This window comes from Paenibacillus sp. RS8 (genome assembly GCF_041956825.1).
Classification (GTDB): domain Bacteria; phylum Bacillota; class Bacilli; order Paenibacillales; family Paenibacillaceae; genus Paenibacillus_AQ.
This window is the reverse complement of record NZ_CP168131.1, coordinates 2,003,136-2,027,042: the sequence shown is the minus strand read 5'-3', so window position 1 is coordinate 2,027,042 and position 23,907 is coordinate 2,003,136. Positions and strand designations below refer to the sequence as shown.

Sequence of the window (23,907 nt, the reverse complement as noted above, 5' to 3'; positions counted from 1 at the left end):
CCGTTTCCATAAAAATTAAATAAATTGACCTTTTCACGAAAATATGTAAAATTATGCATGATCACTTTCTAGATGGATTGGCAACTGAAAGATAAAGAAAGGATGAATGTAGACCATGTCAAAGCTAGCCAAAACGTCTTCTTTTTCACAGAAATACCCTGTTTGGACCGTTGTTATTATTGAGGTGTTGTTACTTTTAGCGGTATCAGCCGCCGGGACTTACGCCACGCTTAAAGAGCTATCGTATACCGCTCCAGTACTGATCTCCTTTATTCCAATTGCTCTTGTACTACTCATCTACTTCACGGTTAAGAACAAATGGAGTGATCTTGGCTTCCGTCCTCTGAACACCATATCTTCTGGGAATTGGATCTATTATGCACCTCTATTGGTCATCCTGATCACCATATCCTTTAAAGGTTTTCGTGAAATCAGTACGTCTGAGGTATTGTTCTTTATCTTTTTCACCCTGCTTGTAGCTTTTGTGGAAGAGAGTATCTACCGCGGATTGATTTTCAAGACTTTGCTCAGTAAGGGTGCTACAACGGCAGTAATTACTTCAAGTATTCTATTCTCTATTACCCACTTACTTAATGCCTTATCTGGTACAGACATCACTCAAGTCCTTCTACAGCTCGTATATGCTCTTCTGATCGGCTTTGTGCTTTCTTTATTGATGTTGAAAAATAATAATATTGTTCCGCTGATATTGTTTCATTTTGTACATAATCTGATTCAGTTTGTTGGTAACGATAATACAAGCGATTATATAGGAATTGATCTGCTCATTCTCCTGGTGCTCGCTGCTCAATGTGTCTGGCTAGTATTATCCTTTAGAAAACCAAACATGACGAAGAACCTAAATCAAGCTGGTTAATCGACGCCATTCCTTTAAGAAGAGCATATTCATCGCAAACCCACTGCGACATAATAAGAAAAGGGAATCCCAAGCGCCTGAAACGGCTGTTGGAATTCCCTCTTTTTTTGCTTCCCTAGCTATTCGTGACGGACATGTTCATGTGTCTGCAGAAAGATCTGCTCTACATGCGCATCATTGAGCGAATAGAATACCGTCTTCCCTTCTTTACGACGCTTCACAATTCGTAAATTCCGTAAATAACGGAGCTGATGGGATATCGCAGATTGGCCCATATCAAGGATCACAGACAAATCGTGTACACATAATTCTTTCTGGGACAAAGCGTAAATGAGCCGCACTCGTGTTGGATCACCCAACGCCTTGAACATCTCTGCCATTTTATCCGTTATTCCTCGGTCAGGCAGGATCAATGCAATGGATTCCGGTTCAAGCTCCGAACCCTTGCATGTATTATCGCAATCCTCTAATGCCGTTGGCTCCATGCTATCGCCCTCCTCCACCAGCCAGTTAGCTTTGCTGATTGTTTTCTTCAATTATATGAAAACCAGCTCTGGATGTCCATTGAGAAGGCGTGTGTACACTCCGAGTTGCATATCAGACCGCTTTACGATAAAAGGAGATCAGTCCTGCCATAAAAAAGACAATGAAGCTTCCGCCCACTACCATCATCAGCGTTTCGAACGGTAAATTAAAAGCCCCAAACGTGTCATCACCATACGGCATCATAGCCAACATCGGTTGTACCCAGGGATAATAAGGACCATAGGTTGAAGAATTGGCGATCAGCATATTAGGAATGGTCAGACTCACATTAAGCGCCAGCGGTGCGCCGAAACTGCTCCAGCCTTGAGAGATAGCCAGCTGCAGTGCAGCGAGTGGCAGACAGGCAACAAAGCCGCCAAATACCGAGCTAAGTAGCAGCGACCAAGGGATTGAACCCGGAATATCTCGGAATAAACCCATTCCCAGCACCATCACCAGGAACGTTAGTTGGACCGCAGCCAGCAATCCGATAATCATCACATATTTTGAAAGGTATACTGATAACCGAGTCACAGGCAGAGACAGCAACATCTTCCAGCCCCCGTCATGATGTTCATAACGACAGATCAGCGCGGCAAAAATACCCGAGAGTACAGGTAGAAACAGCAAGGCATGCATCATGGACATCACATTTAACAGCAGTTCCCAACTCATCTTCTCCCCTTGATTATCTGCCAATGCCCCGGGAAGTAATGCTAAAATCGGACTGCCTATAACTAAAAGCCAGACATATGATTTAGACATTTTTAATCGTTCTGAGGATAATACTCTCCAAAATGAATTCATCGTTAATCCACATCCTTTCGTGCGAAGTGCAGTGCACCCGGCAAAAGAATCAGCAGCCCCAGCAGCAACCCTGCGCCGCTAAATAAGAGACGATGAGAAGAGTCCCAAGCCATATAGGGCCATGTTAAGGGAACCCATTCTGAAAGTAACATAGAAAAGATAGATACCAGAGATAAGGTAATCCCCAGAGCGACCGGCAATGTCTGATTTCGGTTAGCCAGAGAAAGCCACAGCTGCAAGGCAATTACCGGCAACGCCGCGATATAGGACATAAAACCAATTCGTAACACATCCAAATAAGGAATCAGTTCTACCTTGAAGCCCAAAACAAGCCCTAAACCAACTGTACCCACCGAAAGCAGCAAACAAGAAACCGCCACTAGCACCAAACATAACACCAGCTTAGCCATAAATACTGAAGTACGTGAGATAGGTAGCGCCAAGAGCTGCTTCCACGAGCTCATCTGATGTTCTACATTTGCAATCAACGAGCATACTAAGGTCCCTCCGAGAAAAAGAGCAATGGGCACAAATGCAGCCACATTGTTCAGAAGTCCACCCCATAAATCCGCGCTATACTGCTCGCGAAGATAATCATAACGAAGGCCGAAGTTCAAGCCTTGCATGGCTACAAGCCCAAGCGGTCCAAGAAACACTAGAAACCAGAGTCCCTTGCCACGGATTTTGAGCCAATCCGCCGACAGTGCCCGCCACATCATGATTCCTCTCCTCCTACAACCTGCAGGAAGAAGTCCTCAAGTGATTGTCTCCGCTCCTCTACACGATAAATAGCATGCCCATTCTCTACCAAGGCTTTGACTAGCAAGGCAACTCTTGCATCGATCATCCGGGAGAAGACTAGCTTTTGGTCTTGAAGTATCCCTGCGTACCCCCGTTCTTCAGCAAGACGAAGCGCGGCCTCCGGGTCCGAGACTGCTAAACGCATTTCTCCCCCGGCTTGCCGCTGCAGATTCGTTATACTATCTTGGTACACCATTTGCCCTTGACGAATGATCCCTACGGTATCCGCCATTTGCTCAATTTCACTAAGCAAGTGACTGGATACTACGACAGTAATCCCTTGCTCCTGCGGCAATCGTTTAATCAGTCCGCGAATTTCCTGAATCCCAGACGGGTCAAGTCCATTCGTCGGCTCATCCAGAATAAGCAGCTCCGGTTCCCCGAGCAAGGCAGCAGCAATACCTAGTCTCTGCTTCATCCCGAGGGAGAAGCCTTTAACCGGGCGCTTCTCTTCCCCTGTTAAGGAAACAATATCAAGCACCTCAGCAATCCGTGACTTCGGAGCACCAAGAATACGCCGGATGGCTTCAAGATTATCCACAGCGCTTAAGTGCCCGTAATAGGATGGAGACTCTACAAGCGATCCTACCTTCCGCAAAATTTGCAGTTTATGCTTGCGAAGATCCTGGCCGAATACTTCAATCCCTCCTGATGTTGGAGTGATCAGTCCAAGCAGCATACGAATTGTTGTTGTTTTCCCTGCCCCGTTTGGGCCAAGAAAGCCATAAATCTCTCCCTTGCGGATGTTCAAATTTAAATTTTCCACCGCAGCCCGGCCACGGTATTTTTTTAATAAATCCTTCGTTTCAATCACTGTTTCTTTCATGTTCCTCACCTCGGTAATTAGCATAACGTCCCAAGGTTAAGAACAAGGCGGCACGAAGTTTAAGTTTTGTTTAAATTTCATCCCGTGGATTGAAGATTACAATAGAGGTGCCATCTCCTGTACTCTCCATATCCCACTCTAACTCCATATGCTTCATTAACAGATCCACGATGGACAGCCCTAATCCTGCCCCTTTGTAATCGGATGGACTTTGGATACCTCTGCCGTGATCCGTTATCAAAATAACGCGTTGCCCATTACGGGACTCCGTAGAAATCCCTACATAAAGACCGCTGTTGGCATGACGTACAATATTCTGAAACAGATTATCAAGAATACGGCGGAACCACACCTCATCCACCATCCAGATTAGTGGTTCAGCTTCGAGATCAATATCGATCTCGAAGCCCTCTTTTTCCCATACGGGGTACCAAGCAGCGGCACTTTCCCGCAACAAACGCAGGACATCTTTACGTTCCGGCTTTAAGGTAATCCTTCCGCTGCTCAGTAAATTGTAGGATAAAAGATTCTCGATCAAGACGCTAAGATCCGCAATACGCTCATCCATAAGCTGTAGGGACTGTTGACCTTTTGGAGTTAAGCTCTCCTTAGTCATTACATGAATGTGGCTGCGGATGACTGTAAGCGGCGTACGCAAATCATGAGATAGGTTGGATACTAAACGCTTTCGCAGCTCCTCTTCTTCTAATTCCCTGCGTCGACTTTCGTCAAGCTTTACGACCATCGTATTAAAGGCTTCCTCCAATCGGCCAATCTCGTCCAGTTTGCCTGTCGCTATAGGTCTAGGCATTCTATCTGGACCCGTAATGGTCATCGCCGTTTGTAGCTGTAGTAGCCGTTTGCGTATTTTTTTAAAGAACAGCAAAGAAACCAGTGCGAACCCTCCAAAAAGTACAAAGAGCACAAAATAATACAAAGCCCAAGCCCCGACTCCCCCATAAGCCCCTTTGTTAAGCAGCTTGTTTGGAATTTGCATTACCATAAACCCTTTACCCGCATCCGCTCGATCTCCCATGAAGGCGACAATGGCTAAAGGATCACGCTTTGTACTTTCTTTCATAAAAAAAATAGCCTCAGCCGCAGTCCACTGCTCCGGAACTCCGCTGCCATGGTCCGGATTGCCTTCATCAGGTGTGAGAATCAACTGGGTCATTCCCTGCCCATCTACCCAAAACATAGTAGCCTCAGTGTATTTCCGGCTCAGTTCATATAGCCGCTCATTTATGCCTTCTGAAGAAGCATCTTCCAATTGAAGCGCCTCTTTATGCCACATGGTCTCCAGCGCTGCAACACTCGAATACAGAGAGGTGTCTACAGGTGGAGCCCCTTTAGTCACTTCATTAACCATATTGTAGAGAACAAAAGATAACGGCAGGACCACAGGGATAAAAAGCAGTGCAGAAACAATAATAAGCAAATATCCCGATAGCAAAGAGGAGTTACGCTGCTTGCGAATGCGCCCTAACCCCCTCATGCTCTTACCCGATATCCGATCCCCCGGACAGTTTCTATAATTTCCGGATTGCCCGGATCAAGTTCTAGCTTTTCGCGCAAATACCGAATATGTACCATTAGCGTTTTATCCCCTTCGATATAGCTCTCCCCCCAGACCGTTTCATAGATCTGCTCCTTCGTCATAATCTGACCAAGATGACGCAGCAAATAAGAAAAAATCTGAAACTGCTTACCCGTAAGCATGATTTCTTCCTGTGTCTGAGCATTTATCACTCGGTTATCCCCTTCATAGACGACTAAGTGCTTAAGCGCGAGTGAATCCTGCACTGCTGCTCCATTCCGTCTAAGCAGCACCTCAATACGGGCTGCCAATTCATCCGGATGAAAAGGCTTGGTCAAATAATCGTCCGCGAACTCAAGGCCCTGTAACTTGTCATCAATCGAGGTTCGGGCTGAGAGCATCAGAATCGGCAGCTTTGGGTACACCCGCTTCAAGCGTTGTCCGACAGTAAAGCCATCCAGGCCAGGAAGCATTACATCCAGAATGGCCAATTGACAAGGCGCCGCTTCCTCCGTCGCTCCCTCCCCGCTCCGCAGCCAACGCACACTATAACCACGCTCACTTAAATCCGCAGACACGACGCTGCCGATTTCATGATCATCTTCAATATATAACAGAGTAACGGTCATGTATTTTAAGTCCTCCCCTGAGAAATTACGTAAAAAGTTGAAGTCATTATAACATGTTTTAACAGGTCACTCAGGGACTTATCTTTTAAAAAAGCCCTCCTAAACCCGTGGGGGATAGGAAGGCTTTCGGAATTGATTTTAAATTGGTTTAAGGGGTCCACACGCCGTGCTCTTTATTACTGCCAACATACTCAATACGCGTTGGAGTAAGTTCAAGAATCACATAATTAGGGTCATCAGGCCCTGTAAACCATGGCTCCAGCTCTTTGTTCCACACCTTTGTGCGCAGCCCTTCATCCTTAGAAACGGCAACGGTGGCTTCAATCTCCAGCACATCTTTGCTTCCGCCTGACTCATATCCAAGCAGCAAAAAAGCATTCGGATTATTCGATAATTCCTCCACCTTATGAGTTTTGCGATTCGTAGCTAAATAAATCTTCAAACCCTCATGGAAAATGGCCATGTAACGTACTTTCGGCTTATTTCCTTCTTCGATCGTACCAAAGGAACCGAACTTGTTGTCATCCAATGCTCTAATAATGAGTTGTTCCAGTTGTTTGTTATCCATTACGTAAATCTCTCCCTTCAAGCATGTAAACAAAAGTTTATATATCCAAGCTCACCGTTTGGATTTATCATAACAATGGTGCTTATTATAATGTACCCTTCCGGTTCACATTGAATCCGACCTTACTCCATAAACTACTTTCAATATAAGGGGCTTACTTCGTGAAAAAACTGATCTGGATCGGCTGTCTTTCCTACTTTGTCATTGGACTTGCTCATGTAGTGCTGGGATCTATTCTTCCCGTTCTGCTACAGCATTATGACCAAAATTATAGTGCCGGCGGGCAATTAATTTTTAGTCAATTCGCTGGTTTTTTGGCTGGTGTGCTTGTCTCTCCCCTACTCAATCGCCGTTTTGGGAAACGAGGAGGCATCATTATCGCCACCGCTCTTCTCCTGACTGCTGAGATTGCGTATGCTTTTCTACCCCCTTGGGAGTGGATGTATGTCATTGCTGTTGCGGCTGGCTTTGGTTTCGGTATGATCGAAGCCGTCATCGGCACCATCATTATCGGAGCTGTGACAGAAGGAACCGCGATTGCGATGAGCCGACTTGAAGTCCTATTTGGGATAGGAGCACTTGTAATGCCTCTTATCGCCAGTCCGCTCATTGCTACCGGAGCATGGAGATTGGCATTCCTAATTGTCGCTGGCTTCTCATTACTTTCCCTCATTCTCTGGGGAAGAGGCCATTTTGGGAATCTGCAGCCCATACTGGACGAGCGAGCACCTCGCAAAGTCTCAGCATCCGCACATTCCTCGCAGTCCAGCACACAGCTTCCGTATAAAGGGAAACAATGGATTCTGCTGGGCATCTTCATCCTTTTCTTCTTTCTTTATGTAGGTACGGAGATGAGTCTGGTCAACTTTATGCCCGCCATCTTTATCGCCAAGCTAGGGATGACAGAATCTGCGGCGGCGCTGACAGTCACTTTCTTTTGGCTAGCTATGTCTACGGGAAGATTGTTTGCTGGAGTGATTGCAGAGAAAATTTCTTACCGTGTATATATTTTAAGTAGCTGTTTACTGACCTTGTTACTGCTGGCTCTTTTTCCGTTCACAGATAATCGATTAGCTGCATTCATCGTAATTATGCTACTTGGGCTATTTATGTCCGGTATTTTCTCCATAGCTCTAGTCTTCTCCAGCAAGATGCTACCAGGAGCCGAAGAATCAACACCCAGCATAATGATCGCTGCTGGAGGTGTCGGTGGAGCTCTGCTGCCCCTATTTATGGGCTGGTCTATGGACCATCTAAAAGTGGCACAAACTGCTGGGTTACTTGCCGGTTTTGCCGCCTTCTTGTTCTTGCTGAGCATTGCCACATGGAGATTCCAATCCAGACAAGCAGTGCAAAGAAAGAGTTCCAGTATTTAGAATGTCAAAATGGTATCAACCTAATCCTTTTAGGGTAATGTCATCTATAAGCATATTCTGAGCACAAGGATGGACGATGAATGGATAAGCTTTCAACTGAGCCTTTATTACATACTGCGCTTATGCAGTTTATTTTTCCCTTTTCAATAAAAAAGGGCGATTCTAAGAAGCTTATCCAACAATTGCAGGATGATGGCTTCACACGTTTTTTTCTGGATAATAAAGAGTTAGAAAATGCCTATTACGGAGAAGATCACTGTGTTTCCCATGAACGGATGGAGCGCACCTATTTACCGTTTGCTGCACATATTCTTTTTCCACGCAAGAAGGATGTAGACTCTTTCCGCCGCTTTTCCAGAGTCAATAATCTGGACTGTATTCTAGAGATTCCTCAGCAGTCTATATTTTTTAAAATTCTCTCGACGGATATATTCATATGTCCTTTTCAGCTTGGATTTGTGACGATACGTGTCCAGCTTGAGGGGGATTCGATTCCCTTTAGTATTGCACTGGAATTCGCGGACCGCTTCCGGACGCTTGAGAATACCTTCGTGCAGGATGACTACACCTATATCCATTGCGGGGAACAGACCTATGAGATGGTAGAGGATTTTGTCTTCCGAAATCTGGTGGATGGACTGGAGCCTTTTCTGGATCACTCGGATATCAATGGGGCTTATTTCGAGACCCTTCCCTTTTTCGTAGATGAAAGAATGCAGGTGCAAGCCTTTTATGGCTTTCAGAGTGAAGGAGATTCTGATGAGATTAGTATAAATATGCGCTATCGCGCCTCTCAGCTTGATGGAATTGATCTGAACGGGAAGCCCTATGCCAGTGCCAGCGATCCAGCGTATATTGCGAACTACTGTCATGAGCATTCCTATAATCGATGGGGCCCAGACTCGTATTATATGATGAATGAGCAGACCTTTTGCTGTCTGACCCGAGCTGAACCAAAGATCGCCGTTAGCCTGGCCAACCAGATGTACGGGCAATATTATTACGGATTTCTACTCAATATTTTCCACAAAATTGTTCTGCTAAAGCTGGCAAATATGCATTCCCGACTACGCATAAACCACGATTATGATGAGATCGACAATTTAATCTACTCGATTAATAAATTCTCGGCAAAGTTTTATTTCTTGGAGCTGATTTCACAGTCGCAAGGACGGGAGATTTTTCTTCAGCTGCGTAAAGTATACGGGAATGACGCTCTGTTCGAGGAAGTAAAAGAAACCTTGACTGACCTGTTTCAGTATCAAGATAAGTTCCAATCGAAGCGCCGGGATAATCTGCTGATGATCCTCACTGTATTTACGGTGGTAAGTGGGATTTATGGCATGAATCAAGTCATTGACGATCTGGATGGAAAGATTCAATGGAGTAAGATGGTTAGCTATTCCCCCTTTGAGTTTCTTGCTCTTTTCGTGATTATGAGCGGGATAATGATCAGTGTTGTCCTTACGCTAGGTGCTCTGGTTACTGAGCTTAAGCGGCGTCATCGCAAGAAACATAAAGATCTGGATTAATGAAAACGGACGGAGAGATTCGAAAAATTTAGGCGCGTGCTACTAGACATTCCGAGAACAGCCGTCTATAATACACCGTATGCGAGAAATATAAGACATAAAGTATAGATGAAAGCTTATACTTACTTATATTTCACGTGGAAATACCCGTTAACTTCATAGAACCAGGGGTGCTGGAATTGGCCGGCTGAGATTGTATCCCACAAGATACTGACCCTTATACCTGATCTGGATAATGCCAGCGTAGGAATCGCCAATTGGTTTTGGTCCCTGTGACCTTTACTAACCTTGCGCCAAGCCAGCGTCCCGATCACTCGGGGCGCTTTTTTTGTGTAGATCACAAAAGATGTAGAAGAAATGTACATACTACACTTTATGGTTCATGTTGGATGACGGGATCTGGCAACCTTAAAGGAGAGAAGAAGACATGCAACTCAAAAAAGCACTTATGCTTAGCCTCACCTGTATGCTCATTCTTGCGATTGCCGGATGCGGCAGCAACAATGGGAATACAGCCGGAAACAAAGGAAATGCTGCGGATTCGAATGCTGCGACCGGATCAAATGCTCCGAAAGAGCTTACCAAAGTTAAGGTTGCACTGGATTGGACACCGAATACGAACCACACCGGTCTATACGTAGCCAAGGATCTTGGTTATTACGCGGAAGAAGGTCTGGATGTAGAAATCGTTCAACCTGGCGCAGCGGGTTCTGATACTATGGTTACCTCTGGCGAAGCCGCTTTTGGGATCAGCGCTCAGGAAGGATTGACTCTAGCCCGTCTACAAGGCGTTCCCCTTGTCTCGATTGCAGCCATTATTCAGCATAATACTTCGGGTTTCGCCGCTCCAGTAGACCGCAATATTAAATCACCAAAAGATTTTGAGGGTAAAACCTACGGCGGTTGGGGCTCTCCTGCTGAAGAAGCAGCCATGAAGGCGATCATGGACCCTGTAGGTGGCGATGTGAAAAAGGTGAAGCTAATCAGTATTGGTGAAGCTGACTATTTTACCGCAGTCAAACGTGACATTGATTTCGCTTGGATCTTCTACGCTTGGACTGGTATTGAAGCCGAACTGCGTGGTGAGCCTCTGGATATGCTTTACTTGAAGGATTATGCGCCTCAGCTCGATTATTACACCCCTGTGCTGACCACGAGTGAGAAGCAGATTTCTGAGAATCCAGATTTGGTGAAGGCTTTCCTGAAAGCCACATCCAAGGGCTATCAATATGCGATTGATCATCCAGAAGAGGCTGCCGCTACATTATCCAAGGCTGTGCCTGACCTTGATGCAGAGCTTGTCCTAGCTAGCCAAAAATGGCTTAGCCCGAAATATAAGGACGACGCCCCACGCTGGGGAGAGCAAAAAACCGAGGTCTGGCAGAATTACGGCGACTGGATGTATGATTTGAAGCTGCTGGACAAACCGCTGGATGCAGCTAGTGCATTCACGAATGATTTTTTACCGGCGGAGTAGACCGGACTTCCCAAGTTCGTTCAAGATTCGACGCCGAATCTGCTTCCTGAATTACATCGTTATCAAAGTTGGCTTTTTGAACTTACCTATTTCAATGAGAGTTCAAAAAGTCGACTTTCAGAACCAAGAAGGTTGAACGTTACTTGAGGAAGGAGGAACGGAGCGTAGTGATGTGCTACGTGAGTACCGGACTTCCCAAGTTCGTTCAAGATTCGACGCCGAATCTGCTTCCTGAATTACATCGTTATCAAAGTTGGCTTTTTGAACTTACCTATACAATTTGAGAGGATTGATTATTGTGGCTAATACATTATTAAGCATTCAAGTAATTCCTAAGACTCCAAACAATGAGGACTCCATCCCCTACGTAGATAAAGCGATTGAAGTTATTCAGAAGTCCGGTGTTAAACATCAGGTGAATCCACTGGAAACTACTATGGAAGGTGAGCTTAGCGAGCTGCTGGAGGTTGTGCGTCAAATGCAAGAGGCGTTGATCGAAGCAGGCAGTCCAAGCGTGATCTCCCAAATCAAAATCGCCCATAACCCTAACGGAATCAGCATGGATAAATTGACGGAGAAATATCGGCCGTGAGATCGACCTGGAAGCTAATATGGCCGCCCCTTGTGGCGGTCGTCTTCTTTTTAACCGTATGGCAGTTATCTGTTTCTCTATTCCATATCGAATCCTGGATTCTGCCGAGTCCTGCTGACATTGCTCGCGAATCCACCAGTAATGCCTCAGGTCTCTGGGCTCATACGATGGCTACGCTTCGGCTCACATTAATCGGTTTCCCCATTGGTACAGGTGTAGGCTTGATCGTTGCTCTACTTTTGCATCTTTTGCCTTGGGCCAAACGGGCTTTTTATCCACTCATTATTCTGAGTCAAAATGTTCCCTCTATCGCACTCGGACCGCTGCTAATCATCTGGTTCGGCTTCGGTCTTTTGCCCAAAATCGTGCTGATTACACTGGTATGCTTCTTCCCGGTAGCTGTCGCTGCAATGGGCGGCTTGTCTCAAAGTGATCAGGTCATGATGAATTATATGAAAATGGCTGGCGCAAGCAAGTGGCAAATCTTCACCAAGCTGGAGCTTCCGTCTTCTATCCCGGCACTATTTTCCGGTGTGAAAATATCTGCTACCTATGCGGTTATGGGAGCCGTGGTCGCTGAATGGATTGGCGCGGATAAAGGGATCGGCTATTATATGCTTCTGCAAAAATCGGCTTACCGTACGGATCGGATGTTTGTCGCTATTGTGATTATTGTGCTCCTTAGTCTTGTGCTTTTTGCGATTATCGCATTATTGGAAAAATGGTTAGTCCGCTGGAAACCGCGCCGTAACTCATAGAAAGGAAGATGCCTGTATGTCTCAAGCGACGCAAATAGAGCAAAGAACAACAGAAATCATAAGCTCTCCTGAAGCTCATACTGCACCACCTGCTCTTGAAGTAAGCGGCATCTCCAAGTCCTTCACCCATCGTCGCCGCGAGACGAACGTGCTCAACAACGTCTCTCTTAAGGTAGAGCAGCAAGAGTTCGTCTCGATCGTCGGTCCTTCCGGCTGCGGAAAAAGCACCTTATTCCATATGATCGGCGGACTAGTGAAGCCTGATACAGGAACGATCCGCATGAACGGCAAGGTCGTTACAGGTCAACGCGGTGAGATTAGTTATATGCCGCAGCAGCCTGCTCTTTTTCCTTGGCGAACGATTGAAGATAATGTACTGCTAGCCGGAGAAATCAAAGGTGCTCTGCAGGATGGAGCTCGTGAAGAAGCGCGCCAGTGGCTCGCTAAGGTTGGCTTGAATGGATTCGAACAGGCTTATCCGCATATGCTGTCTGGTGGGATGCAGCAGCGTGCTGCTTTTCTCAGAGCACTGCTGGCTCCGCAGGAGTTGATGCTGCTCGATGAACCTTTCAGCGCATTGGATGCACTAACTCGCAGTGAAATGCAGCGCTGGCTGCTGGAGCTGTGGGAGGAGAATCGCCGCTCCGTGCTATTCATCACCCATAACATCGAAGAAGCGTTGCTGCTCTCGAATCGTATTTATGTATTCTCCGGTCGCCCCGGCTCCATCCTACATACTGTTGACGTGCCATTTCCACGGCCACGCCGTGATGAGATTACGGATTCCCCGGAATTCCTTAAACTCAAACGACAACTGTCACAATGGATGCGAGAAGAACAGGCTAAAAGCGGGAAGCAGCTTTTTGAATAGCGACGCTCCACTCACTTTGAATGAGTGATTAAACAAAGAACCGCCCGGGCTTCAATTAGCCCAAGCGGTTCTTTTGTTTTAACCAGAATAGTAGTTAAATCTTATTGTGCTTGCACGAACTCAGCAGATTTAATTCCGGCTTGACGGCCGAAGATAATGATCTCAGCTACAGAGTTACCGCCGATCCGGTTTTGACCGTGCAATCCGCCTGTTACTTCACCTGCTGCAAACAGGCCAGGAATAGCTGCGCCTTCTTTATTTAATACTTCTGTATTCGTGTTGATCTTCACGCCGCCCATAGTGTAGTGAATCCCAGGTGCGATCTTAATAGCGTAGTATGGAGCGGTGGACAAGTCGTTGTCCATTCCTGTCGTTCTGCCAAATTCAGCATCGTTCTTGTTCTTTACTGCGCTGTTCCAAGTATCAAGTGTCTCTTTTAGCTTATCGGCTGGAACACCGATTTCTTTCGCCAATGCTTCGATGGTATCCGCTTGGATCACGAAGCCCATTTTGTCATATTGTTCAATTGCTTTCACGCGTGATTTGACGCCGGAATCAAAGACAAGCGTTGCCGCTTTTTCAGGAAGTGCATTGATCGCTTCGGTAACTTTATCACGTGTAGTCAATTCATTTACGAACCGTGTGCCTTCGCTATTTACGAGGATAGAACCTTCGCCGCGTACAGCTTCCCCGATCAGATAAGATTTTTCTTGTTGAACTGTTGGGTGAACCTGGATTTGATCCATATCAACGGTGGTTCCGCCAAGTGCCTCGATCATTTTGATGCCGTCACCGGTACTGCCGATTTGGTTAGTAGTAACGTAACCTTCCAAATCAGGTCTAACTGTAGAGATCATGTCCATATTAGAACCGAAACCACCGGTAGTGACAACAACAGCCTTCGCTGTAATGGTTTTTTCATCGGCTTGGTTAAAGAGTACCTTTACTCCGTCAACCTTACCATCTTTTTGGGTGATTTCCTTCACATCTGCGTTCACAAACAATGGAATTTCTTTTTCTTGTATATTCTTAACCAATCCTTTGACAAGGTATTGGCCTACCGCAGAGCCGTCTTCTGGGCGGTGAGTACGTTTTTCGTTCATGCCGCCTGTGATCGTGATATTGTTCAGTCTGATTCCGATCGAATCCAACCAATCAATAGCACTTGCGGAATTATCTACGAAGAAACGAAGCATCTCTTTATCGTTGGTGTCGTGACCACCTTTTAATGTCTCTTCATAAAATAAATCATTGCTATCTTTAATACCTTGATCTTTTTGGAATTTTGTTTCAGAAGCATTCATCCCCGATGAGGATTTACTTGTATTCCCGCCAGCAACTGGCATTTTTTCTAAAATAACCGGGTTCAAACCTTTAGCCTTTGCTTCTAGTGCAGCGGACATTCCAGCACCGCCGGCTCCGACAATAACGATATCATAGCTATCTTTTAATTGATCCAGTGGTGTGTAGCTAGCCTCTGATGCACCAGATACGGCTTCGGTTTTATCATTTTTAGCCGTCTCATTGACCTTACTCTTGTTCTCGTTGCCAGCACTATTACCTGCGCTGTTGCTATTACTGTTACCGCAGCCTGCGATCACGAGCATAACCGAAAGAATGAGAATAAGAGCAGCACTTGTTGTCTTTTTCACCTTTATAACGCCCCTTTGTGAATGTTTTCACATTTATAATAAAGCAAAGATACTATTTTGTGAAGGTTTTCTGTAATTAGTTATGATTACTGTCACATTTTCATGTATATTTTCAATTATTTTTTCATAAAATTCCTCCATTTCAAATACATCTCAGCTCCCTACTCAGTTATTAAAGCTGTGCAGCCTATATACTCTTATATTTCAAAAAAGCCACCCTTTCCAGGGTGGCCATCTGCCTTATTTCCTTATCCTTTTTCCATACAGGGTGTGCAGGCTTAACTAACTGAAATTCTAAAGGAATCCGTAGTTTGAGCGTTACTGGATCACTTAAGGTACATAAGCTATAACTTCAATTTCTACGAGCCCATCCTTAGGCAGACGTGCTACTTCAACAGCGCTGCGAGCAGGGTATGGCTGAGCAAAAAACCTTCCATAAATCTCATTCACCTTAAGAAAATCATTCATATCCTTTAGGAAAACGGTCGTCTTTATTACCTGATCCATGCTTGTACCCGCCGCTTCCAGTATGGCTTTGACATTCAGCAACGACCGTTCCGTCTGTTCCTCAACCGTAGCAGGAAAAGTCCCATTAACCGGGTCTAGTCCGAGTTGTCCTGAAGTATATAGGACGTTCCCAAGCTTTACAGCTTGAGAGTAAGGTCCAATTGCGCCTGGTGCATCCGTTGTTATTACAGTTTCTTTATGCATATTTGTCATTTTAAAAGACTCCTTTATCCAGCTTGTTCATTAGTGTTGCCGTCATATTCCTTTAGCATTTCTGCCTGTTGCTCTGGCGTTAACTTCGCGATACCGAATCCCGTGAAGCCCCATATCGTCGCAAAGATTATTCCTGTCCAACAGAGAACAGCCCAAGGTAAATAATCTAGCGTTGCAACACCCAGCGTACCCGCCATATAAGCACCTGCAGCTGTCCAAGGCAGAATAGGCTCGGTAATCGCCGCTGAATCCTCGATGGTACGTCCCAAGTTCTTCGGATGTAAGCCCCGACGGATATATGCTTCACGTAGCATTTCACCTGGCATTAAGATGGACACCTGACCATTACTTGTAACTCCGATCATCGTAAGACCTGTAACAATTGTTGCTACGATCATTGAACCTGTGGAATGGACGAACTTCAAAAGCTTATTAACAATCAATTCCAAGGACTTGGTCAGAGATATGGTTCCAGCGAACGTGATTGCACAGAAGCAAATGAGAAGTGTCCCCATCATGGAGTTCATTCCGCCACGATTTAGAAGACGGGGTACATCTTCAATAACGTTGGCAGAATCAAACCCAGCAACTTGAACCATAGAAATATTAAATCCATTAACAACAGAAGATACGACATCATTCAAAGTAAACCCCTGGAATACAAGTGCGTTAGCCATAGCGAACATAGAAGAGATCAGCATGACCGGTATTGTCGGTTTCTTCGTAATTGAACCATACAAGATGATTAATACGGGTACTATAAGCAGCAGATTAAAGTCATAAATTGTATTCAACGATCCCATGATTGTTCCAACCTTCTCCGGAACAATAGCGCCTGCGGCATCTGTGTTTAGGCCTGTAATAATAAAAACAACGCTTGCGACAATAAAGGAAGGAATTGTGGTATACAATAAATGTCCAATATGCTCATATAGATTGACACCTGTTGCTAACGCCGCAATATTAGTCGTGTCTGAAAGCGGTGACAATTTATCACCAAAATAAGCACCTGCAACTACTGCACCAGCCACTGCTGCTAGGTTTGCATCCATACCCGCGCCAACGCCCATAAAAGCAACCCCGATCGTTCCCGCTGACCCCCAAGATGTGCCCGTACAAAGCGAAACGGCAGCTGTCGCAATAAATGCGGTAATAAGCAGAAATTGTGGACTAATAATTTTCAATCCATAGTAAATCATCATTGGAATCGTTCCACCAACCATCCATGCCCCAATCATAAAACCAACCATGATCAGAATAAGAATGGCGGGCATCGTTTTCGCGATCTTACCAGCGATAGATTCTAGTATGTCGTTATAGCTATAACCAAGAATAATCGCGATAATACCAGCAACAACCGCTGAGGTAATAATAAGTGGTTCTGGTGGTAATTCAAACAACACATACCCTAAACTAAGTAGCACAATCATCGTAATAATCGGCAATAGCGCTAAGAACATCGTCGGCTGTTTCTTGACTCTTGGTGTTTCTGATTTGGACATGATTATTATCCCCCTTGATACGGATCTGAAAAAGGCTACTAACGAGGTCTTTCAAGGTCATTGATAAAGATTTTTTTATTATGAATTTTTTAATGGATAGGCCCGGTACAGCCGATGAAAAGCTTCTTGTAACATGGGCAGTGGCGTTGCAATATTTAAGCGAATAAAGCCTTCTCCTGATGCCCCAAAACCTGTTCCAAAGCTCACACTAACCTTCGCATCGGACTCAATCCACTGCTTTAGCTCTGCTTCGTTGGTGCTAATTGCCCTACAATCCACCCATAATAGATAGGTTCCTTCTGATTCGATCACGCGAAGCTCAGGCATATATTCAGCTATATAAACTTTCACCCAATCGATATTGGCCGTGATATAACCTCGTAATTCTTCCAGCCATTCATCGCATTCCGTATAAGCCACTTCTAATGCAGGTACTGCAAAAAAGGTTGGGTTATGACAGCCTGCTTGCTGTAAGCAATGTCTAAATCTCTCACGCAGCTGATCATTCGGAATCACGATGTTAGCAATTTCAAGGCTTGCAAGATTGAAGGTCTTCCCTGGGGAAGTACAGGTAAAGGATCGCTGCTCTGCCTCAGTCGATATCTTCCCGATTATCGTATGCTCATGGCCAGCATGGATAAAGTCGGCATGAATATCATCCGATACAATATAAGCATCATATTTTGTACACAAGCTAACGATTCGTTCTAGTTCGGCTCGTGTCCATACTCGTCCAACCGGATTATGCGGTGAGATGAGCAGTACAATTTTAACCCCTTCTTGCATTCGCAACTCCATATCAGCAAAATCTATCTCATAACGCCCGTTCACTTCACGAAGTGGACTTTCCACTAATACGCGGTTATTTAGTTCTACCGATTTAGCAACCGGCTGATAGGCTGGCGTATGGATTAACACTTGATCACCTGGTTGAGTGAAGTTCTGAATGATCAGAGAAACCGCTTGCACAATACGAGGGCAAAACACGATCCATTCTTGCGGAACCTCCCAATCGTAAGCTTTTTTAATCCATCCCTGAACTGCCTCATAATAAGGTGGAAAAGGATCGGTATATCCATATATGCCATGCTTCGCCATCTCCGTTACTCGCTCTATCACCTGTGGAGGGGCTTGAAGATCCATATCCGCGACGGAAAGCGCTATCATTTCTCTGCCCAAAACTTGCGCCATACCATCCCACTTAGCGCAATTGGTCCCATATCGGCTAACAACCTTATCAAAGTCTATTGTCATCTAGCCCACTTCCTCTCTCGAGAGTTCTGTTTATTCTCACTTAATTTTTTGCAAATAACGATAAACTGTTGGCTCAGATATCATCAAGGTCTTAGCGACTTGAGAAACTCCACCTTTAAGTAGAAACACGCCCTGCTCGTTAAGTACTTTCACAAGTTCAATCTTCTCTTTCGAGGACAATCGCTCTGCCGGGACATTAATTTTACCAAGCACCGAATCAATCATGTGCTGGAGTAGGTCATCTACGTTTCCTTGTAAATACTCTTCCGTCTGCTTCTCTACAACCTCTTGTTGTTGTGGTATTAACGGTACTGGTGGAAGTGTTGATCCTCCTTGCAAAATGTTTTGTATCCACTCAGCTGCAACCTCCATATGCGTGACATCAATGTTAATACACATCATACCGACCAATTCGCTGCTGCTGTTTTTAATATAATAAGTAGCGGAGCGAAATACCTGACCTTGCGAACCACGCGCTTTATAGTTAGCAATAAACGGTTGCTCACGGTAGGACTCATCTTTCAACAGCTTAAGCACGAGATCTGTTGAACTATCGCCTACTTTACGCCCACTAATGTATCCGTTCTCAATAAAAATAATTGAACGCTCTGGATTGCTTATATCATGAATAACAACCTCACATTTTGAACCTATAATTGAAGCAATAAAAGAAGCAATTGGAAAATAGGACTCCAGGCAGCTGCGATCTTCTAACATGTGAGCATCTCACTCCTTTCGTTTTACGTCTTTTCTATTTTGATAATAATTTATTATCTTGATAAGATTTTATTACAACATTCTTAAAAAAGCAATCAGTAATATATTGGAATTGTTCCAGCCAATATTCTCTCTTAAATACTTAGGGCATGTTTCCTGTAAAGCGATAACAAAAAAAAGTCTTTCACTATTTCTACAAATTGCAGAAATAGTGAAAGACTATATTTACTGCTGTACCTTATTTCCTAATCATAGCTCGATACACGAATTTAGGAAGAACTGCTTGCCTGCGCCAGCGCGACTTTTGTCCTTTGGCCACAGGTGCGAATAAGAGTCGATGCAGCCACTCCAAATTGAGTTTCTTCCATATCGCAGGGGCTGGAGTCACTTTTCCCGCTATAACATCCAAGCTTCCCCCCACGCCAAACACAACCTTAACCTGAGAAAGCGCCTGTTTATGCTTATAAACCCACTTGTCAGAGTATGGAGCCCCCATCGCGACAATCAGCAAATCTGGCTGTGCGTGCTGAATCTCTGCCACAATGGCCGGTTCCTCTTCTTTAGCAAGAAAACCATTATGTCTTCCGGCAATTTTAACATTCGGATAAAGCTCTGTAATCTTTTCAACCGCTTTACAGCTGGTATGCTCATCCGTGCCTAAGAAATAAAAGCTCCAACCCAGCTTATTCCCTTGTGCGAGCAGCTCAAGAAGTAGTTCATACCCCGTAACTCGTTCAGCTATAGGGTCACCTTTTCTTCTCGATGCCAGCACAATGCCAATCCCATCAGGAGTAATCAAATCTGCCTCATGGAGTATGGTTCGAAGCAGCTCGTCCGATTGGCTTGTTATCGTAATTTCCGGGTTCGCCGTAATCAAATGAAATAGCTTCGGTTCTCCGGATTGAATATGTTCTGTTAGATGAAGCGTTGTCTCATCAAGTGTTAGCTTTGAAAATGGAACGCCTAATATGGAGACTGTCCCAGCCATTTAATCACCTCTTACTGAAAAGTTCATTCCAGTATACCTTACCTTATTCTATAAGGATAGTCAGTGTCATCTTGCAACGATATATGTAGTACCCTTTTGCCCTTGCCCAAATATAATGAAGCATCTAGTCATTTGAAGAGGGGGTTATATCATGGCGTTACCCACCATCATAACCACAGTTCCCACATCCGTACCCGTCGGAGATATTGAGGTAAATCCCATAACCAATCGGGTATACTTCGTAAATCCTAATACTACAGCCGGAACTGTCGGTGTTTTGAGCACCCTAACCAATCGGATCATTGCAACCATCCCGGTAGGTAGATTTCCACTTAAGCTTGCAATAAACCCAAGAACAAACCGTGTGTATGTCACCAACTTCCGCGATGGGACAATATCTGTAATTAACGGACGGACAAACCGTGTAATTAAGACCCTCCAAGTAGGCAGCAACCCTGATAGTGTTAACGTTAATGTTCGAACGAACCTGATTTATGTGTCGAGTGCCTCTGGCATCGTAACCGTCATCGATGGCAGATCGAACAGCATTCGGACTACTATCCAGATCGGCGGTCGCCCTTCCGCGATCGTCATTAATAAACGTACCAATCGCATTTATGTAACAAATACGATAAACAACTCCGTATCTGTCATCAACGGCTGTACTCAAACTGTGATCGCAACTATAAAAGTCGGCAACAATCCAGTGATCACACCAGCGCTAAATCCGGTAACAAACCGTATTTATGTAGCGAACAACTTAAGCCGCTTTCTTTCCGTGATCAATGGCCGCACCAACAAGCTCCTCAAGAATGTACAGCTTGGACGGCTACAAAGCGAGGTCATCCTTAATCCGCTTACGAACCGTGTTTACGTCTCCAGCGCTCAACAGGTTAAACAAGGGAAGCTTTTTGTGCTTAATGGAAATACCAATAAGGTGATCGCAACTAGAGTGTTATCTTCCTCCTCCAGCACATTCATCAACCCGATTACAAATCATTTATTTGTCAGTAATTTCAATAAGAACAGAATGTCCGTATATAACGCCAGTACGTTTAAAAGAATTGCGGTATTCCCCTCCGTAACAGGCGTAAATATTGCACTTAATCCACTATCGAACAGGTTATATGTCGCGAACGACAAATCTATCACAGTTATTCAGGATGGTCCGAGATTAACACATCGTTTTAAGTAATCTTCATAAATTAACATTAGCAAAAAAAGGCGCATCACCTATAAGGTGAGCGCCTTTTTGAATATAGACTAATGCGTTGTAACCTGCTTAGCAGCTACTTTCTTTGCAGTCACTTTCTCTTCTGCCGTTTCCTTTGGCTGTACGCCTCTTTTAATAAAGAAGGCTAGAATAAATGCAATAATCGCTACGCCTACAGATACTAAGAATGCATCGTTAATTCCTTCAATAGTGGCTTTCGCAATGACTTGATTTTGTATACCAAACAATTGGTCTGCCGAAGGTTTAGTCGTTAATTTACTTACAGCATCAGCGACCATATCCTTCACATGTGAAGTGGTACTGTTAGACATAATGGTTACGAGCAGTGCTCCGCCAATCGCCCCTGATACTTGCTGAATCGTACTGTTCATGGCAGTACCATGCGGAGTATATTTGGCTGGGATCGAGTTCAGACCATTGGTCATAACTGGCATCATCACCATAGAGATCCCGAACATTCTCACAGAATACAGAATCATGAGTGTCGAATACTTAGTCGTTTCAGTCAAATCACTAAAGAAATACGTACTGATCACTACAATCGCTAAGCCGATTAGCGCTAACACCTTACCGCCGAATTTATCGAACAATTTACCTGTAATTGGTGACATTACACCCATAATTAGCGCACCAGGCAACATTAGAAGTCCCGAATCCAGCGGTGAAATTCCTCTAATATTTTGCAGGTAGATCGGCATTAGCATCATCGCAGAGAACATTGCCATATTCAGTGTAATCGAAATCGCTGAAGATAAAGCGAACATCGGATATTTGTACACTCTGAAGTTAAGCATAGGCTCCTTCATCTTCATTTGGCGCATAATGAAGATCACTAATCCAATCGCTCCGATAATAAGTGCAGAGTAGACCATTGGATCATCCCATCCTTTGTTCCCAGCGGAACTGAAGCCGTATAGAAGACCCCCGAACCCAATCGCTGATAGAACTACGGATAAGAAATCGATCTTAATCGCCACATCTTTTTTAGGATCATGCAATTTAAAAAAGGCCAGAATAAACACCAATACGGCGATTGGAGCAATCATAAAGAATAGAACAGGCCATTCATAGTGCTGAATAATCCAGCCGGATAATGTAGGTCCGATCGCTGGTGCAAAAATCATAACCAACCCGAACATCCCCATAGCTGAACCACGTTTCTCAGGAGGAAAGGTTGTGAACAATACGTTCATTAATAATGGCATCATGATCGCTGCCCCTGAAGCCTGAACCATTCTGGCGATCAACAACACAGGGAAACTTGAAGCAAAGCCTCCGATAAAGGTTCCTATCGCAAATAATCCAATGGCGATTAAGAATAACCGTCTCGCAGTATACTTTTGAATCAAAAAGGCTGTTGAAGGAATCATGATCCCGTTCACTAGCATATAACCTGTTGATAGCCACTGTACCGTTGAGGCACTGACATCAAAATCCTTCATAATCGATGGTAAAGCTATATTGAGTAGAGTATTACTCAGTAAAGCAACAAAAGCACCAATCATGAGGATTGCCAAAATCCCGTAAGACGCTTTACTTTCTTTTGCTTTCATTTTGGAATCCTCCATTCTATAATCATACTAACGGTTCAAATTTGAACTCTAGTTACAAACCAGTGTACAATATAATACTCTCTTATTTCCTGCTTGGCAAGACAAAATTCATTTAAAATTGAAATTGTATTAAGTGGAAATATAAGCTAGTCTATATTGAAACAAAGAGTCCAGCTTAAAGGGGCACCTCAGATGATAAATAAACGCAAAGAGCAAGTGATTCATAAAGCACATGAACTATTTATTGAAAAAGGCTACCACGCCACATCCATTCAGGATATTTTGAATCATAGTCGGATCTCCAAAGGATCTTTTTATAACTATTTTCCTTCCAAGGGGGATCTTTTTAAGGCTGTATTCACTTCTATTCACATTCAGCTGGAAGAAGGGCGAAATTCACTGCTCATTGGTCAAGATCCCTCTGACATTAAGATATTTGCCGAGCAGATTCAGTTGGTCATGAAAATTAATAAAAAAAATAAGTTGTTACAGCTTGTTGAGGATGCTCTGGTCTCCAATGATCCAGACTTAATAACGTTTATCAAAAAAACGAAGTTCAGCCTGCTAACCTGGGTATATGAACGTTTCCTTCATATCTTCCCTGAAGATAAGAAACCCTATTTACTGGATGGAGCCATCATTTTTAACGGGATTCTGCAAAATATGCTGCAAATCAACAGTGCTATGAATGAAGTCATCACTTCTGAGCAAATCATTAATTATTGCACTACTCTTATCCAAACTATTGTTGAAGAAGTAAGTCAAAGAGGCATTCAGCTCATCTCCCCGGATCACGTGGACAAGTTATTGCCCGCTTCGGAATACTCTGACTTTTTCAATAATGATTTATCCTTTGCCACCATAAGCTTGAAGAAAATTATAGAGAGATCCTTTGCGCCCGGTGATGCGAACCTCACTAATTATCTAAAGCTGTTATACTTTATCCAGGAAGAAATCATGAACAATAAGGAACCAAGACAGTTCTTAATCGAAAGCGCTCTGCTATCCTTAAGGACATGCCCTAATCTAAATGAAACCAAAGAGTTTAAGCATTATCAGGATGTATTATCTAAAATGCTGTAAACACTAACTAACAAAAAGTGTGGTGAAG

23 protein-coding genes and 1 riboswitch are annotated in these 23,907 nt (G+C 44.2%); of the genes, 9 read left to right on the top strand and 14 right to left on the bottom strand.

Translation table 11 applies throughout. The features are described from left to right. The first annotated feature begins 115 nt into the window (after window positions 1-115). Window positions 116-877, top strand: a complete 762-nt coding sequence (locus ACDZ28_RS10350) for a CPBP family intramembrane glutamic endopeptidase (RefSeq protein WP_076116597.1) — start codon at window positions 116-118, stop codon at window positions 875-877. Window positions 878-996: 119 nt separating this feature from the next. Here the strand turns inward: ACDZ28_RS10350 and ACDZ28_RS10345 are convergent, their stop codons facing one another. The 7 genes from ACDZ28_RS10345 to ACDZ28_RS10315 all read right to left on the bottom strand — a co-directional run bounded on the left by ACDZ28_RS10345 (window position 997) and on the right by ACDZ28_RS10315 (window position 6,570). Then, complete coding sequence (locus ACDZ28_RS10345) at window positions 997-1,362, bottom strand: metalloregulator ArsR/SmtB family transcription factor (protein ID WP_042123658.1); 366 nt, start codon at window positions 1,360-1,362, stop codon at window positions 997-999. 112 nt (window positions 1,363-1,474) lie between these two features. Further along, window positions 1,475-2,209: an ABC transporter permease gene (locus ACDZ28_RS10340; protein ID WP_375104594.1), complete on the bottom strand. Its 735-nt coding sequence runs from the start codon at window positions 2,207-2,209 to the stop codon at window positions 1,475-1,477. Between the two features lie 2 nt (window positions 2,210-2,211). Beyond that, entirely contained in the window at window positions 2,212-2,928 is a 717-nt protein-coding gene (locus ACDZ28_RS10335) for an ABC transporter permease (RefSeq protein ID WP_042123654.1), read from the bottom strand. Beyond that, window positions 2,925-3,836 (bottom strand): ABC transporter ATP-binding protein, encoded by a 912-nt coding sequence (locus ACDZ28_RS10330; protein WP_341110216.1) that lies wholly within the window; start codon window positions 3,834-3,836, stop codon window positions 2,925-2,927. Before ACDZ28_RS10330 ends, ACDZ28_RS10335 begins: the two co-directional genes overlap by 4 nt. 70 nt (window positions 3,837-3,906) lie before the next feature. Further along, a complete protein-coding gene (locus ACDZ28_RS10325) occupies window positions 3,907-5,331 on the bottom strand; it encodes a histidine kinase dimerization/phospho-acceptor domain-containing protein (protein WP_375104593.1) in 1,425 nt (474 codons plus the stop codon). Continuing rightward, complete coding sequence (locus tag ACDZ28_RS10320; protein ID WP_375104592.1) at window positions 5,328-6,002, bottom strand: response regulator transcription factor; 675 nt, start codon at window positions 6,000-6,002, stop codon at window positions 5,328-5,330. The genes ACDZ28_RS10325 and ACDZ28_RS10320 overlap by 4 nt, the downstream gene beginning before the upstream one ends. 148 nt (window positions 6,003-6,150) lie before the next feature. Continuing rightward, window positions 6,151-6,570: a pyridoxamine 5'-phosphate oxidase family protein gene (locus ACDZ28_RS10315; protein WP_042123646.1), complete on the bottom strand. Its 420-nt coding sequence runs from the start codon at window positions 6,568-6,570 to the stop codon at window positions 6,151-6,153. A 161-nt stretch (window positions 6,571-6,731) separates the two neighbouring features. Here ACDZ28_RS10315 and ACDZ28_RS10310 point away from each other — a divergent pair, with 161 nt between their 5' ends. The 6 genes from ACDZ28_RS10310 (at window position 6,732) to ACDZ28_RS10285 (ending at window position 13,176) form a co-directional block, all read left to right on the top strand. Beyond that, window positions 6,732-7,946, top strand: a complete 1,215-nt coding sequence (locus ACDZ28_RS10310) for an MFS transporter (RefSeq protein ID WP_339288931.1) — start codon at window positions 6,732-6,734, stop codon at window positions 7,944-7,946. A gap of 80 nt (window positions 7,947-8,026) precedes the next feature. After that, window positions 8,027-9,478: a hypothetical protein gene (locus tag ACDZ28_RS10305; RefSeq protein WP_042123643.1), complete on the top strand. Its 1,452-nt coding sequence runs from the start codon at window positions 8,027-8,029 to the stop codon at window positions 9,476-9,478. A gap of 156 nt (window positions 9,479-9,634) precedes the next feature. Further along, window positions 9,635-9,745, top strand: a riboswitch (TPP riboswitch). Between the two features lie 160 nt (window positions 9,746-9,905). Further along, window positions 9,906-10,955 (top strand): ABC transporter substrate-binding protein, encoded by a 1,050-nt coding sequence (locus ACDZ28_RS10300; RefSeq protein ID WP_042123640.1) that lies wholly within the window; start codon window positions 9,906-9,908, stop codon window positions 10,953-10,955. A 298-nt stretch (window positions 10,956-11,253) separates the two neighbouring features. Then, complete coding sequence (locus tag ACDZ28_RS10295) at window positions 11,254-11,547, top strand: MTH1187 family thiamine-binding protein (RefSeq protein ID WP_036682688.1); 294 nt, start codon at window positions 11,254-11,256, stop codon at window positions 11,545-11,547. Beyond that, entirely contained in the window at window positions 11,544-12,305 is a 762-nt protein-coding gene (locus tag ACDZ28_RS10290; protein WP_042123637.1) for an ABC transporter permease, read from the top strand. The genes ACDZ28_RS10295 and ACDZ28_RS10290 overlap by 4 nt, the downstream gene beginning before the upstream one ends. Window positions 12,306-12,321: 16 nt before the next feature. Next, complete coding sequence (locus tag ACDZ28_RS10285) at window positions 12,322-13,176, top strand: ABC transporter ATP-binding protein (RefSeq protein WP_081953973.1); 855 nt, start codon at window positions 12,322-12,324, stop codon at window positions 13,174-13,176. A 101-nt stretch (window positions 13,177-13,277) separates the two neighbouring features. Here ACDZ28_RS10285 and ACDZ28_RS10280 read toward each other — a convergent pair whose 3' ends face one another. The 6 genes from ACDZ28_RS10280 to ACDZ28_RS10255 form a co-directional block, all read right to left on the bottom strand. After that, window positions 13,278-14,828 (bottom strand): flavocytochrome c, encoded by a 1,551-nt coding sequence (locus tag ACDZ28_RS10280; RefSeq protein ID WP_375104591.1) that lies wholly within the window; start codon window positions 14,826-14,828, stop codon window positions 13,278-13,280. A gap of 330 nt (window positions 14,829-15,158) precedes the next feature. Further along, a complete protein-coding gene (locus tag ACDZ28_RS10275; RefSeq protein WP_375104590.1) occupies window positions 15,159-15,548 on the bottom strand; it encodes a RidA family protein in 390 nt (129 codons plus the stop codon). A gap of 14 nt (window positions 15,549-15,562) precedes the next feature. Then, entirely contained in the window at window positions 15,563-17,050 is a 1,488-nt protein-coding gene (gene nhaC, locus ACDZ28_RS10270; RefSeq protein WP_042123633.1) for a Na+/H+ antiporter NhaC, read from the bottom strand. A gap of 78 nt (window positions 17,051-17,128) precedes the next feature. Next, window positions 17,129-18,304, bottom strand: a complete 1,176-nt coding sequence (locus tag ACDZ28_RS10265) for a MalY/PatB family protein (RefSeq protein ID WP_375104589.1) — start codon at window positions 18,302-18,304, stop codon at window positions 17,129-17,131. Window positions 18,305-18,340: 36 nt separating this feature from the next. After that, complete coding sequence (locus tag ACDZ28_RS10260) at window positions 18,341-19,021, bottom strand: transcriptional regulator (protein WP_076116579.1); 681 nt, start codon at window positions 19,019-19,021, stop codon at window positions 18,341-18,343. Window positions 19,022-19,259: 238 nt separating this feature from the next. Beyond that, entirely contained in the window at window positions 19,260-20,009 is a 750-nt protein-coding gene (locus ACDZ28_RS10255) for a WecB/TagA/CpsF family glycosyltransferase (protein ID WP_375104588.1), read from the bottom strand. A gap of 151 nt (window positions 20,010-20,160) precedes the next feature. On the opposite strand from ACDZ28_RS10255, the gene ACDZ28_RS10250 reads away from it, so the two are divergent. After that, window positions 20,161-21,204, top strand: a complete 1,044-nt coding sequence (locus ACDZ28_RS10250) for a YncE family protein (RefSeq protein ID WP_052414431.1) — start codon at window positions 20,161-20,163, stop codon at window positions 21,202-21,204. A 68-nt stretch (window positions 21,205-21,272) separates the two neighbouring features. On the opposite strand, the gene ACDZ28_RS10245 is transcribed toward ACDZ28_RS10250, so the two are convergent. Beyond that, window positions 21,273-22,796 (bottom strand): DHA2 family efflux MFS transporter permease subunit, encoded by a 1,524-nt coding sequence (locus ACDZ28_RS10245; RefSeq protein ID WP_375104587.1) that lies wholly within the window; start codon window positions 22,794-22,796, stop codon window positions 21,273-21,275. Window positions 22,797-22,988: 192 nt separating this feature from the next. Here ACDZ28_RS10245 and ACDZ28_RS10240 point away from each other — a divergent pair, with 192 nt between their 5' ends. Next, window positions 22,989-23,879, top strand: a complete 891-nt coding sequence (locus ACDZ28_RS10240; RefSeq protein WP_375104586.1) for a TetR/AcrR family transcriptional regulator — start codon at window positions 22,989-22,991, stop codon at window positions 23,877-23,879. The last annotated feature ends 28 nt before the right edge of the window (window positions 23,880-23,907 follow it).

Bases quoted from the DNA above. Each gene is read 5' to 3' on its own strand.
- ACDZ28_RS10285 (WP_081953973.1), top strand. From the start codon at position 12,322: ATGTCTCAAGCGACGCAAATAGAGCAAAGAACAACAGAAATCATAAGC.
- ACDZ28_RS10335 (WP_042123654.1), bottom strand. From the start codon at position 2,928: ATGATGTGGCGGGCACTGTCGGCGGATTGGCTCAAAATCCGTGGCAAG.
- ACDZ28_RS10315 (WP_042123646.1), bottom strand. From the start codon at position 6,570: ATGGATAACAAACAACTGGAACAACTCATTATTAGAGCATTGGATGAC.
- ACDZ28_RS10245 (WP_375104587.1), bottom strand. From the start codon at position 22,796: ATGAAAGCAAAAGAAAGTAAAGCGTCTTACGGGATTTTGGCAATCCTC.
- ACDZ28_RS10240 (WP_375104586.1), top strand. From the start codon at position 22,989: ATGATAAATAAACGCAAAGAGCAAGTGATTCATAAAGCACATGAACTA.
- ACDZ28_RS10260 (WP_076116579.1), bottom strand. From the start codon at position 19,021: ATGTTAGAAGATCGCAGCTGCCTGGAGTCCTATTTTCCAATTGCTTCT.
- nhaC (WP_042123633.1), bottom strand. From the start codon at position 17,050: ATGTCCAAATCAGAAACACCAAGAGTCAAGAAACAGCCGACGATGTTC.
- ACDZ28_RS10255 (WP_375104588.1), bottom strand. From the start codon at position 20,009: ATGGCTGGGACAGTCTCCATATTAGGCGTTCCATTTTCAAAGCTAACA.
- ACDZ28_RS10250 (WP_052414431.1), top strand. From the start codon at position 20,161: ATGGCGTTACCCACCATCATAACCACAGTTCCCACATCCGTACCCGTC.
- ACDZ28_RS10275 (WP_375104590.1), bottom strand. From the start codon at position 15,548: ATGACAAATATGCATAAAGAAACTGTAATAACAACGGATGCACCAGGC.
- ACDZ28_RS10345 (WP_042123658.1), bottom strand. From the start codon at position 1,362: ATGGAGCCAACGGCATTAGAGGATTGCGATAATACATGCAAGGGTTCG.
- ACDZ28_RS10300 (WP_042123640.1), top strand. From the start codon at position 9,906: ATGCAACTCAAAAAAGCACTTATGCTTAGCCTCACCTGTATGCTCATT.
- ACDZ28_RS10325 (WP_375104593.1), bottom strand. From the start codon at position 5,331: ATGAGGGGGTTAGGGCGCATTCGCAAGCAGCGTAACTCCTCTTTGCTA.
- ACDZ28_RS10265 (WP_375104589.1), bottom strand. From the start codon at position 18,304: ATGACAATAGACTTTGATAAGGTTGTTAGCCGATATGGGACCAATTGC.
- ACDZ28_RS10340 (WP_375104594.1), bottom strand. From the start codon at position 2,209: ATGAATTCATTTTGGAGAGTATTATCCTCAGAACGATTAAAAATGTCT.
- ACDZ28_RS10350 (WP_076116597.1), top strand. From the start codon at position 116: ATGTCAAAGCTAGCCAAAACGTCTTCTTTTTCACAGAAATACCCTGTT.
- ACDZ28_RS10305 (WP_042123643.1), top strand. From the start codon at position 8,027: ATGGATAAGCTTTCAACTGAGCCTTTATTACATACTGCGCTTATGCAG.
- ACDZ28_RS10320 (WP_375104592.1), bottom strand. From the start codon at position 6,002: ATGACCGTTACTCTGTTATATATTGAAGATGATCATGAAATCGGCAGC.
- ACDZ28_RS10330 (WP_341110216.1), bottom strand. From the start codon at position 3,836: ATGAAAGAAACAGTGATTGAAACGAAGGATTTATTAAAAAAATACCGT.